Source organism: Alphaproteobacteria bacterium, from assembly GCA_019695395.1.
Lineage (GTDB): Bacteria > Pseudomonadota > Alphaproteobacteria > JAEUKQ01 > JAIBAD01 > JAIBAD01.
Map to the genome: position 1 here is coordinate 1 of JAIBAD010000045.1, position 12,843 is coordinate 12,843.

A 12,843-nucleotide genomic window follows, 5' to 3' on the forward strand; every position below is an offset into this window, starting at 1 on the left:
TTTATTAAGAAACATCAACTTTCATCCCATATATTCACTCCTTTGAAAACTCCTAATAATCTTTTAAAGGGTTGAAGATGATTCATTGTGGCATTTTTTCAACACTAATTTGAGTAATTAGATATTTTTCAGGGTTTTTTACCAAAATAATGCAAATCAATACCTAATTAAGAATCATAATATACAGTTGATTAAATTATTTTCAAACTAAAAGAAATTTTTGTTCCATTTTTGTTCATTCTTAGAATCTATTTTCTGTACTCAAAGAATATATTCAAAATAAACTACATGAGGGTTTTCATTTTCGCAATAAGGCATAGTTTTTGTAAAACCATAATTTTTGTATAAATTAACAGCTTCTATCATTTCTTCATTTGTATCTAAAAGTACTTTAACAAAACCGAGTTTTTTTGCTTCTTCCAATACAGTTGTTATTAAAATAGATCCTATTCCCTTTTTTCTAAAAAGCGGTTTGACATACATTCTTTTCATTTCACAAGAAAGAACATCAAATTTACGCATTCCTATACATGCTACAGCTTCTTTATTACTATAAATAACCCAAAAATTACCTTGTGGTTTTATATAATGATAATCAGGAAAAAACTTTAAACTTTTATAAAAGGATTTTTTACCAGCATTTAATTTAAGATCTTTGTACATATAATTGCCATATTCTGCTAATAAAATTCTTGCATCAGCAATTATCATTTCATTTTCAAGTTCAGTAATTTCGGTAATTATTGACATTATATTATATTACCATATTAAAATATATTCTAATGAATGAAGCAAAAATTAACATCTACCTTTCTCAAGAAACTGATCTACAAGATATAATTATCCATCATTTATGTAAATTGGTTAATGAAGCCTATGAAAAAGGCGAATTTGATATGTGGAAAGAAAATATTCAACGTATTGATTTTCAATCAATGTTTAAAATCATACAAAACAAATCATTATTTATTGCCCAAATTATGAATCAAATAGTTGGGTGTATTAAAATAAATTGTATTAATGATAAAATTGCTGAATTTGGTATGCTTGCCACAGATGAAAAATATCAAAATAAGGGAATTGGAAAAAATTTAATTAAAACCGCCGAAACATGGGCTAAATCTAATAATCACACCATCATGCAGCTAGAAATATTAACACCACGAAATTGGGTGCACCCTAATAAAGAATTTCTTAAAATTTGGTATACAAAAATGGGATATATATACCAATCAACCCTCGATGTTAAAAAATCATATCCCGAATTGGCTCTTGACTTAAAAACAGAATGCGATTTTCTTATTTATCAAAAATTACTATAATTTAATTAAAATATTTTAATTTAAAAAAAAGTTTAACATAACTAGACATATTTAATAATTTTCTCTATAAGCCAATAGAAACTTTGTTTAAAGCCCAGATAGCTCAGTCGGTAGAGCAGAGGACTGAAAATCCTCGTGTCGGTGGTTCGATTCCGCCTCTGGGCACCATGCTTATGATCTAAGTTTATGATTTCGATTAAACTTCAAATTACTCCTTGGCATTTAGCTGTTTGTAAATTAACAGAAAATAAAATACCAACTTGGGCAGAAGCATCTCCTTTTCTTAATTTTACTAAAACAGTTTCAGAATTTTCTCTCGTATGTTCTGCAAAAGATATACCACAAAATATTCAAGCAGAAATGGATTGGCGCTGTCTTAAAATCGATGGAATACTTGATTTCTCTCTTATCGGTGTTATTGCGCATTTAACCCAAATTCTTGCGTCAAAACAAATTAGTGTTTTTGTCATTTCAACTTATGATACTGATTATATATTAATTAAACAGGAAAAATTTGAAGAAGCGATTCATCTATTAAAAATAGAAGGTTATACTTTCACAGAGTATTGATAATAAATAATATTTGAAACAACTAACTTATATGATAAATATTTTTAATTAAAATCAGATTTATAACGCTCAGATGTTTAATTCACTTCAACCTTTTCATCTTGCCTTTCCTGTGACAGATCTTGCCATAGCACGGGAGTTTTACGGTAAAGTATTAGATTGCCAGGAAGGTCGCGTTTCAAATAAATCTATTGTTTTTAATTTTTTTGGTCATCAACTTGTTGCCCACCTTGCATCCCATGCCAAATACCATGATACTAATCTTGTAGATGGTGATCATGTTCCTATCCCCCATTTTGGGATAGTTTTAACAATGGATCAATGGCATCATTTGGTTAAAAAACTACAGAACGCAGGTGCAAAATTTTTAATTGAACCTCATATCCGTTTTAAAGGTAAAAGTGGTGAACAAGCCACTATGTTTTTCCTTGATCCCTTTGGTAATGCCTTAGAATTTAAAGCTTTTAATAATACAAAAGGAATTTTTTCAAAATAAATACATAACAGTATTATTCTTCTTTTAAAACCCCACGGCGTAATTGATCTTGTTCAATTGATTCAAATAAAGCTCTAAAATTACCTTCACCAAAACCTTCATCACCTTTTCTTTGAATAACTTCAAAAAAAATAGGGCCAATAACTGTTTCAGTGAAAATTTGTAATAACAAACCACCTGTCGATGATCCATCGATTAGAATAGAATTTTTCTGCAATCTTTCAATATTTTCATTATGATTTGGTAACCGATTAGGTACCATTTCATAATAAGTAACCGGAGGTGGAGCTAAAAATTTAACACCTTTTTGATTCATTAATTCAACTGTACGGTAAATATCATCTGTACCTAAAGCAATATGTTGAATCCCTTCACCCTTATAAATATCTAAATATTCTGCAATTTGGCTTTTATCATCTGCACTTTCATTAATTGGTATTCTAATTTTTCCACAAGGACTTGTTAATGCACGTGATTTCAGACCTGTTAATTTTCCTTCAATATCAAAATATCTAATCTCACGAAAATTAAAAATACGCTCATAGAAATCTGCCCACACATCCATTCTACCCTGATAAACATTATGTGTAAGATGATCAATATAAGTAAGCCCCAAACCTTCTGGTTCTATGGGTGCGTTATTTGACACAGGAACAAAATCTATATCATAGATGCTCCATTTTTCATAAAATAATTGATCAATAAGATATATATGACTACCACCAATACCTTCAATAACAGGTATATTTAATTCCATCGGGCCAATACGATTTGACACTTGTTTAGCACCAAGGGATAAAGCTCGTTGTAGCGCCCTTCCTGCATCACGAACTCGAAAAGCTATAGCACAACAACTTGGACCGTGGGCTTTTGCAAAATCTTGGCTAAACCCTTCTCGTTCACCATTAACAATAAAATTTATCTTACCTTGTTTATATAATAATACATTTTTTGAACGATGACGAGCAATTAAGGCAAACCCCATATTTGTAAATAATTTATCAAGCACAGAAATATCAGGTGCTGTAAATTCAACAAATTCAAATCCATCCGTACCCATAGGGTTTTGAGGATCAACATCATAATAAGTTTTATGTTTAGCCTGCGCTATATCAAGCATAAATTCCTCCGATTATTTTATAAAAATTTATCATTCCTATAATAATTAATTAAACCACATACTTTTTAATACCTGATCTTTTCTAATAAAATAATGATAGAAAGATCCCAAAATATGTAACCCAATTAATCCTAAAATTAAAAAAGCATTTGCTTCATGAACTTCTTTCAACGTATGTCTTAATTCCTGATCTTGGCCAATAATCTTAGGGATTTCAAAACTACCCCACCAATTTAAAGAGTATCCTCCAGCATTCATCATTAAAAGTCCAATAATAGGCATAATAATAATAAGTATATAAAGTAAAGTTTGTACTAGTCTCGCCACAATTTTAAATACAACTGGAAAATCAGCAGGTAAAGTAGGTGATGTTGAAAATGAACGTATTAATACGCGAAGTAGCATAAAAAGGCCAATAGTAACACCCAATGAAAAATGGGTAGGCATACCAATAAATTGACGTTGAAAATCTGTCAATTCCTTTTGATTTATATAAAGTGGCATAAATTGAATAATAAGCATTAAAACAATTAACCAATGCAAAATTCTAATTACTAAAGGATAGCGGCTGGTTAAATGATTTATTGACATAATTTATTCCTTTTTATGCAGCTTTAAATATTTAAATTAGCTATACCTTAATATATCATTTATTTTAGAAAAACATCAATATATTCATTTTTTAAAACTGCGACTAAATTATTCGTATCAATTTGTATTTGATGACCTTGGTCCAAATCACGCAATGTCACTTTGGCATTTTTTCTTTCTGTTTCACCAATTAAAAGTACATATTTACAATCTAATTTATCTGCCTTCTTTAAAGATTTACCAAGATTAGAGTTTTGAACAAAATGGCTTTTTATCTTATGCGCTCTTAAAGTTTCAGTAATAGTAAGAGCCGATAAAATTGAATCTTCATCTGCAGCAATAACGACTATGGGACGATCAATTTGAGAGGGTGGTGGGGCAACTAACATTAATCTTTCTACCCCTGCTGCCCATCCTACACCAGGCACATCAACATTACCTAACATAGCCATTAATCCATCATATCGCCCACCTGCCAATAAAGTTTTTTGTGCCCCCAAAGCTTCACATGTAATTTCAAAACAGGTATGACAATAATAATCCAATCCCCGAACTAATTGTGAATTAATTACATAAGGTATGTTAAGATAATTCAATCCTTCTAATATTTTAGAAAAAAAATCTCTACTTACAGTATTAAGCGAATCAGTATAAAGAGGAGCGTTTTTTAAAATAGTTTGGTCATTACTATCTTTACTATCTAAAATTCTTAAGGGATTACGTTCTAATCTAATCTGACTTTCTGGGGAAAGTTGATGCCGATAATCTTGCAAATATTCTACTAATTTTTGACGATAATTTTGTCTACTTTCATAATCACCTAATGTATTAATCTCCAATTTAAAAGAATCTGCAATATGTAAATTTTTAAGAATAGCCCAACCTAAAGCAATAATTTCTATATCCGCTAAAAATGTTTTTGATCCCAAAAATTCAATTCCAATTTGATGAAATTGTCGCATACGTCCTTTTTGAGGTCGTTCATAGCGAAACATAGGTCCTGCATAAAAAAATTTTTGGGGCCAATCCTGTAATAGGCCATTTGATAAAAGCATACGACATATACTTGCTGTATTTTCTGGGCGCAAAGTAATTAAATCTCCACCCCGATCTTGAAATGAATACATCTCTTTACTAACAACATCTGATGTATCTCCCAAAGTTCTTTTAAAAACATCATCAAATTCAAATATAGGAGTTTGTACTTCTTCAAATCCATATATAGTGGATGTAATTTTCGATGTATCTACGACATGCCTATAATGACGCATTTCGCTGGGTAAAAAATCGTGAGTTCCACGTACAGGTTGTAATTTTTTCATAGGACAAATTATATTAGTGATATAATAAGATTATTACAAAAACAAAAAAATAAGTTTTTTGTTTAATTTCAACAATAATATTAACGCACACCAAATTTATCAGGTTCTAAACTAATATTTTGTTTTGGTACACCTACAGACCCAATGCTTGGAACCAAACGTCCATCTACCATAATATCTATACCGCCTGCATTACCTGTTGACATAGTTAACCCAGCTTCATTTGGAACCTCATATGTTTGGCCTGGTCTAAGAACCCCACCCCAAATACGTTCACCTTTAGCATTCTTTATTTGCACCCAACTTTCCATTCGTGCGCGCAACATAATACGTGTATTTGATTTAGCTGGTGCTGTCGGGACAGAAGTTGCAGGTGAAGGATTGGATGGTACAGGATTTATAGGTTGATTATTAGCTACAGAAGTTGGTGCTACAGATGTAGGAAGTGGTGGAGTTGAAGGAGATGTTGTAACAGTATTCACTTGATTAGATGAATTTACTGGAACAGTAGAATTTGTTGGCCCAATTAAATTTGTAGCCTTTGATACAGGGTTCTGTGTTACCAAAGGATTCTTCATATTTGGAAGAGTAGTTGCTGTTGTACTAGGTTTAACTGGGATATTTTTAGTAATATTTGATTTAGATGGCTCTAAATTTTTAGTCTCAGAATTATTTTTTCCCAAATTATTAGAGCTATTATTAACCGGTGTATCAACAACCGTTGGTGGTGGTGTGTCTTCTTCATCAGAAGAATTTGATTGATTTTCGCCTGCCATTGGACTTACCTTCAAAGGGTCACCATTAATGGCATAATCAGTGGACCCTGTATAAATAGGTTTAACGGGGGCTACTTTTAAAGCCTCTATAATTGGCTTTTTATCGTCAGATAGGGGTTCATTAATAGAAGAATTATTAATTATTGGTGTAGATACGTCATTTGTTGAAGAAGAGGTCAATCCAGAAGCTATAGGTCCAGTAATTTCACTTGTTGGTACTGGTTCTTCCCCAGGTGTTGGTACTTTATTATTCTGTTCGACAGAATTTGTATTTTCAGAGACATTACTATTTTGTTCTGGTTGTGGGGTATTTTGTTGCGGCTGGGGGACTATATTAGTAGGTTGATTAAGAATCGAAACCAATTGGCCTGGAACTTGTTCAATTTTTTCAACAACAGCAGTACCTGAATTATCAAACCAAAAATGCCATACTAAATAACCACCTATAATTAAAGCCAGGCAAATAATAAAAATTTTTCGGCTAGGTCCTTTTTGTTCAATTTCAGGTTCAGGAAAACTAAGATCTGCCTTTACGTTGCCTACGCTACCTTGCTGAGATTCTTGTCTGAATCGTCTTACCACATCATTTGGATCTAAACCCAAATATTCTGCGTAACTTCTAACAAAACCTAAAGCATAAATAGAAGCTGGTAAATCTTGAAACCGGCTTTCTTCAATTGCTCTAAGGTAATGCTCACGAACACATAATTCTTGAGAAACAACAGAAAGACTTTGTCCCAAATTTTCCCTGGCTTGACGTAAAACTGACCCAATCATATTACCGGGTACCGGGGACGAAATACCAACAAAACTTCTCACTTTTATATCTTGAGAATGTAATAAAGGATCTTTTGATTCTTTATTAATCCTAGGAGTTATATTCTTCTGATCTTGTTCTTTATTATCTTCCATCTCAAAAACACCTAAATCGCAATTGATATTTATTTGTAAAATATTATTTTCAGCAAACCATGCTTTATAACATAGTAATAAAAATTATTAAACCAACCTTTATAGCATTAAAATCAATTATTTAAGTAAAATTACCTCAAAAAAAATAGCTGGAAAAGAAATTAATGGTGTTCGAGGTTGTTTTTATTAATATTTTTATCAAATCTAAAGAAAAAATTAGATTTCTATCGATCGATCATAAGCATAATTTTTTAATCTAGAACGTAAACTATGATCTGACAAATGAATAATATCATCAAGAAATAAACTTAAAGCTCCAATATTTAAACTGCGTATCATAGTTTTAACAGCGCCTATTGCTAAAGCTGTCATAGATAAACTTTGAAAACCAAGACCTATTAAAACCATCGCTTCTAAAGGATTACTGGCCATTTCTCCACAAACACTTACAGGTATTTTAGCTTTCTTACATTCTTGTACAATATAATATAGCATAGATAACATAGAAGGCGAAAGAACATCATAACGGTCAGATACTTTAGAATTATCACGATCAGTAGCAAAAAGATATTGATGTAAATCATTTGTCCCAATCGATAAAAAATCTATAAAGTGTAATAATGTCGGCAATTGCCAAACTAATGAAGGCACTTCAAGCATAACCCCAACCCTTACAAAACGGGGTAATTTTTTACCGCTTTTTTTTACTTTCTCAATTTCAAGATTTAAAATAGTACGGGCTGCTTTAAATTCACTTACTTCAGCTACTAAAGGAAACATAATTCGTAATTCTTCATTAGCTGATGATTCAAGTAAAGCTCTTAATTGCTGACGAAGCATAGCTGGTCTATCTAAACTTATCCTAATTGCTCGCCATCCAAGTGCAGGATTAGGCTCTTGTTTAGAATTCCAATAAGGTAACAATTTATCTCCCCCCAAATCGAGAGTACGAAAAAAAACAGGTTTGCCCTTAACTTGATTATAGACGGTTTTATAAAGATCAATTTGAGTAGAAAGATCTGGAAAGGTACCATAAATCATAAAAGGTACCTCTGTTCTATATAATCCAATCCCTTCTGCACCACTTGCTTCAAGAGAAGTCAAATCCATCAAAAGACCCGCATTAATATTAAGACTAATGGGTATTTTATCTTGACTAATAGCTGGTAAGTTTTTAAGAGCTAAATAGTTTTGTTGCTTATTAACTTTATATTCAATATTTCTAGAAACAATTTCTTTTATGTCTTCTGATGGTCGTATATAAACCTGATTACTATCTGCGTCTAAAATTATTGTCTCCCCATGTGTTACACGATCCATAATACCAGCTACATGAACCAAGACGGGAATATTAAAAGCTTTTGCTACTATTGTTACATGAGAATGAATACTTCCTTCTTCTAAAATTAGACCTTTCAAATGGCCAGGGTCATAATTTACTAATTCAACTGCACTCATATTGCGTGCAATTAGAATAATATCTTGATTTTTTTTTAACCCTATAGTGTTGCGATAATTTTGACCTGTTAATTGATAAATAAGCCGGTTGGCAAGATCGTCTAAATCCGTTAATCGCTCTTTTAAATATGGGTCTTTGATATGCTGCATTTTTAGCCTTGTATCATTTTTTATTTTTTGAATAGCAGCTTCCGCGGTCAATCCCGTTTCAATCGCTTCTTTAATCCGTGAAATCCAACCCTGATCCGCGATAATTAATTTATAAGTTTCTAAAATATCCCGCGATTCAAGATGCATGATAACATCTTGGCTTTCTAATAATTTATCTAAACTTGTTTGCGTTTTTGCAACTGCATCATAAAGTCGTTGCGTTTCCTTAACAGGATCATCATTAATCATCTGTTTTAAAACAATTTCAGGTTCATACAAAACAGCATATCCAAATGTTAATCCCTGGTTAAGAGCTATACCTTCCAACTTCTGGGGAAGCATTGCTGTTCCCTCTACACCATAACGCTCTAAGGGATCAATAAGTTCTCCATTAATAATTAACTCTGCCAGAACTGTTGCTATAATCTCTAAAGTTTCTATTTCTTCTTCTGTATATTGTTTCTGCTGACGATCTTGGGTAACTAAAACACCTAAAATTTTAGCACTCCGGATAATAGGAACACCCATAAAAGAATTATATATTTCTTCTCCTGTTTCAGGACGAAAAACAAAACTTGGATGATGTTGGGCATCCCTTAAAGCAAGAGGTTTTGTATATGCTGCAATTTCACCAACTAATCCCTCCCCTACTCTTAAACGTGTTTTACTAACAGCTTCTTTTTTTAATCCATGTGTTGCAAAAAGCTCTAAAACTTCACCTGCACGTAAAATATAAATAGAACAAACATCTGCATTCATATGTGCAGCAATAATATCAATAATTTGCTGCAAACGTTGAACAGGTGAATAATCCTTAACCATAACGTCACGAATATGACGTAATACTAACCGGGTAATATTTTGCCCAGTTTTCTCAATCATTGATTAATAACCTTTTGTTGCTCCAAATCTTTTGAAAATTTTAAATGTATATAATCTTTAGTTAAAGCATGAATAGCTTGATCAATAAGTTCATTCAAAATATCTTTCGTTGGCATAATTGAATCAACCATTCCTACACTTTGCCCTGCCATAATTGAACCGTTTTCAATATCACCTTCAATAACAGCTTTTCTCAAAGCACCTGCCCAAAAATGTTCTATTTTTAACTGGGCTTCTTTTTGGTCTAATAGTCCTTCATTAAACTGTTTAATAACAGTATGTTGAAAAAGAATAAATTGTTCAGTTGCTTTATTTGATAAAGCTCTTACAGGTATAACTGGAAATCTTGGATCAACTTGGACAGATGGGATTGCATCTCGTGCATTAGCTTTAATAAAAGCTTTCTTGAAATCTATATGGGCAATAGATTCTGTTGCACAAACAAAGCGGGTTCCAAGTTGAACACCCGCAGCCCCCATACCAAGATAATGAGCTATCATTTCACCGCGTCCAATTCCACCTGCAACAAATACAGGAACTTCTGTAATATGTGGTAAAATTTCCTGGGCAAGTACACTTGTCGAAACTGGACCTATATGTCCCCCTGCTTCCATACCTTCAATAACTAAACCATCAACACCTGATTTGATTAATTTTTTTGCAATACCCAAAGCAGGGGCAAAACATATAACTTTAGCTTTTTCTTGTTTCGCATTATAAATAGTACTTTTTTGTGGAATACCCCCAGCTAAAACTATGTGGCTAATTTTATGATTAAGGCAAACCTTGATTAAATCATCCAAAAGAGGATGCATAATAATTATATTAACCCCAAAGGAACGTGATGTTAGTTTTTTGGTTGATTTAATTTCTTCATCTAATTGGGCTGGATTCATCGATCCAGATGCAATGACACCAAAACCACCTGCATTTGAAATAGCAGCAACAAGATGACGTTCAGAAACCCATGTCATAGCCCCCCCCATAATTGCATAGGTTGACCCTAAAAAATCACATCCCCTTGCCCATAATTCATTAAGTTTTGTACTACCTGTTGTCATAATCCACCCCTGTTAAATGAGGATATTTAAAATAGAAATACTTTAAATTACTATTAATCATTCTACTTGGCTTTAGTTTGTTTGCAATGTACTTTAATAATTAATTAGATAAATAAATTGTTTTATAGTTATCTAACATTTAATATGTAATTGAAATTCAAAATATCTTTTATTAATAGCTCTTTATGAAAAAAAAAATCTTTCATTTTGACGGACAATCCCAAGTTTTATCTGGAACAATTGACCATGAAGAAGTAGAGAAATTTTCATCTATGGCAGAATCTTGGTGGGACCCTAAAGGTAGTTTTGCACCTTTACATAAAATTAATCCTATTAGAATTGCTTTTTTACGAGATCAATTAATTCATAAATTTAAACTTGATCCTTCTCACCCTCAACCTTTAAAAGATTTAAAGATTCTCGATATTGGTTGTGGTGGTGGATTATTATGCGAACCTCTTACACGTTTAGGTGCATATGTAACAGGTATTGATGCAAGTCCAAAAAATATTTCTATAGCAACACAACATGCTGAAAATAACAAACTTTCTATTCGCTATTATGCAACATCCGTTGAAGAATTTGTAAAAAACAATGAAAAATTTGATGTTATTGTAGCTATGGAAATAGTTGAACATGTTGCTAATTTAGATTTGTTTCTATCCACAACTGTAAAATTAATGGAAAACAAAGGATGCTTAGCTCTAAGTACATTGAATCGCACTGTTAAATCTTTTTTATATGCAATTATTGGGGCAGAATATATTTTGCAATGGCTACCTAAAGGGACTCATGATTGGCAAAAATTTTTAACCCCTGCAGAACTTATACGTATTTTAGAAAAAAATAAACTGTCAATTACAACAATAAAAGGAATGTCATATAATCCATTCCAAACAATGTGGTCATTAAGTAGTGATATAAAGGTTAATTATTTTCTTTTTGCAGAAGCATAAAATATTCTTACTAAGCATTATGTTTAGATATCCACGGCAATTTAAAAAATTCTATTCCCTCTTCATTTAATTCTTTAACTTCTTCTAAGGTTGCCTCACCATAAATACCTCTAGTATTTTCAACTTCTTCAAAATGAATCTTACGTGCTTCTTCAGCAAACTGATGACCAACATAATCACAATTGGTTTCTATATCTTGGCGCAATTTAATTAAAGATTGTTCAATTTCTTTAACCTTTGTAGGTGGTGTATTAATTTCTGGGATTTGAGACAATTCACCAGACCTTATATTACGGCTAATACGAGGTGCCATCAAATTTTTCTGAACTTTATTTGATCCACAAAAAGGACAAGAAATTTGTTTGGCTGATTCCTGCTGATCATATGTATGACCATCTTTAAACCAACTTTCAAATATATGTTCTTGATGACATTTAAGTTCAAACAGTATCATTTCTTTCGCATTCCATTCTTTTCATAATAGTAAGCTTATTATTTTCATATTCTATTCATTATCTTTAAAATAAAATTTTCGTCCAACTGATAAGCTTGGGATTTTTTTTCTTACTTCTATCACAAAGTTTGGTTCAACAATAGAATAAATGATTGTTGGCTCTTGATAAGCTTCTGCTAAAACTTTACCCCATGGATCTATAATCATCGAATGGCCAAAAGTTTGACGTCCGTTTGAATCTTTACCACACTGGGCTGGCGCAAAAATAAAAGAGCCCGTTTCTATTGCTCTGGCACGTTGTAAAATATGCCAATGTGCCATGCCTGTATTATAGGTAAAAGACGAAGGAATAGCAATAAAATCTGCTTTTTTTTGTGCAAGATAACGATATAAATGCGGGAAACGTAAATCATAACAAATAGTTAACCCTATTTTGCCCCAGGGAAGGTTAGCAACAACAGCACAATCACCAGGGGCATAAAAATTGGATTCTTTATAAACACCATGATCTTGTAAATTGACATCAAATAAATGAATTTTATCATAGAAAGTAACAATATTTCCATGTGGATTTATAAGATATGAGCGGTTAACAGAATATTGTTCGTCAATCTTAATACTTAAAGAACCAATTAATAAATATATAGATAATTGATGAGCTAATGATGTAAATTTTTTTAAAGCTGGATGCTCAGATTCGTAATAATTATTGATTATTTTATTTGAAGCAAAATCTTTTTCTACTAAGCAAGTATTTTCAGGTGTCAAAATTA

General features: G+C 31.9%; 13 protein-coding genes and 1 tRNA gene. 5 read left to right on the forward strand and 9 right to left on the reverse strand.

Features of this window, described 5'->3' with window-relative positions; all coding sequences use genetic code 11:
* Positions 1 to 261: 261 nt before the first annotated feature.
* Positions 262 to 750, reverse strand: coding sequence for a GNAT family N-acetyltransferase (locus K1X44_07635; protein MBX7147163.1), 489 nt, complete (start codon positions 748 to 750; stop codon positions 262 to 264).
* 32 nt (positions 751 to 782) lie between these two features.
* Between K1X44_07635 and K1X44_07640 the strand changes: the two genes are divergently transcribed.
* From K1X44_07640 to K1X44_07655, 4 genes are all read left to right on the forward strand, one after another.
* On the forward strand, positions 783 to 1,322 hold the full coding sequence (locus tag K1X44_07640; protein MBX7147164.1) for a GNAT family N-acetyltransferase: 540 nt from the start codon (positions 783 to 785) through the stop codon (positions 1,320 to 1,322).
* 92 nt (positions 1,323 to 1,414) lie between these two features.
* Positions 1,415 to 1,490: transfer RNA gene (locus K1X44_07645), tRNA-Phe, on the forward strand.
* A gap of 18 nt (positions 1,491 to 1,508) precedes the next feature.
* Positions 1,509 to 1,892 carry an ACT domain-containing protein gene (locus tag K1X44_07650; protein MBX7147165.1) on the forward strand — a complete coding sequence of 128 codons (384 nt, stop codon included), beginning with the start codon at positions 1,509 to 1,511 and terminating at the stop codon, positions 1,890 to 1,892.
* Positions 1,893 to 1,965: 73 nt separating this feature from the next.
* Entirely contained in the window at positions 1,966 to 2,388 is a 423-nt protein-coding gene (locus tag K1X44_07655; protein ID MBX7147166.1) for a VOC family protein, read from the forward strand.
* 13 nt (positions 2,389 to 2,401) lie between these two features.
* Here K1X44_07655 and hppD read toward each other — a convergent pair whose 3' ends face one another.
* The 6 genes from hppD to K1X44_07685 form a co-directional block, all read right to left on the reverse strand.
* Positions 2,402 to 3,448, reverse strand: a complete 1,047-nt coding sequence (gene hppD, locus K1X44_07660; protein MBX7147167.1) for a 4-hydroxyphenylpyruvate dioxygenase — start codon at positions 3,446 to 3,448, stop codon at positions 2,402 to 2,404.
* Positions 3,449 to 3,553: 105 nt separating this feature from the next.
* On the reverse strand, positions 3,554 to 4,099 hold the full coding sequence (locus K1X44_07665; GenBank protein MBX7147168.1) for a cytochrome b/b6 domain-containing protein: 546 nt from the start codon (positions 4,097 to 4,099) through the stop codon (positions 3,554 to 3,556).
* Positions 4,100 to 4,158: 59 nt separating this feature from the next.
* Entirely contained in the window at positions 4,159 to 5,421 is a 1,263-nt protein-coding gene (gene hisS / locus K1X44_07670; protein MBX7147169.1) for a histidine--tRNA ligase, read from the reverse strand.
* 80 nt (positions 5,422 to 5,501) lie between these two features.
* The gene (locus tag K1X44_07675; GenBank protein ID MBX7147170.1) at positions 5,502 to 7,109 is read right to left on the reverse strand and encodes a DUF4115 domain-containing protein; all 1,608 of its coding nucleotides are present in this window, start codon (positions 7,107 to 7,109) and stop codon (positions 5,502 to 5,504) included.
* Between the two features lie 216 nt (positions 7,110 to 7,325).
* Positions 7,326 to 9,599 (reverse strand): phosphoenolpyruvate--protein phosphotransferase, encoded by a 2,274-nt coding sequence (ptsP, locus tag K1X44_07680; protein MBX7147171.1) that lies wholly within the window; start codon positions 9,597 to 9,599, stop codon positions 7,326 to 7,328.
* Entirely contained in the window at positions 9,596 to 10,660 is a 1,065-nt protein-coding gene (locus tag K1X44_07685; protein ID MBX7147172.1) for a nitronate monooxygenase, read from the reverse strand. The genes ptsP and K1X44_07685 overlap by 4 nt, the downstream gene beginning before the upstream one ends.
* A gap of 185 nt (positions 10,661 to 10,845) precedes the next feature.
* Between K1X44_07685 and ubiG the strand changes: the two genes are divergently transcribed.
* A complete protein-coding gene (gene ubiG, locus K1X44_07690; GenBank protein MBX7147173.1) occupies positions 10,846 to 11,616 on the forward strand; it encodes a bifunctional 2-polyprenyl-6-hydroxyphenol methylase/3-demethylubiquinol 3-O-methyltransferase UbiG in 771 nt (256 codons plus the stop codon).
* 10 nt (positions 11,617 to 11,626) lie between these two features.
* Here the strand turns inward: ubiG and K1X44_07695 are convergent, their stop codons facing one another.
* Together K1X44_07695 and K1X44_07700 are read right to left on the reverse strand one after the other, a co-directional pair.
* Entirely contained in the window at positions 11,627 to 12,070 is a 444-nt protein-coding gene (locus tag K1X44_07695) for a DUF1178 family protein (GenBank protein MBX7147174.1), read from the reverse strand.
* A gap of 51 nt (positions 12,071 to 12,121) precedes the next feature.
* Positions 12,122 to 12,843, reverse strand: a 722-nt coding sequence (locus K1X44_07700) for a carbon-nitrogen hydrolase family protein (GenBank protein MBX7147175.1), incomplete at its 5' end; no start/stop codon positions are given.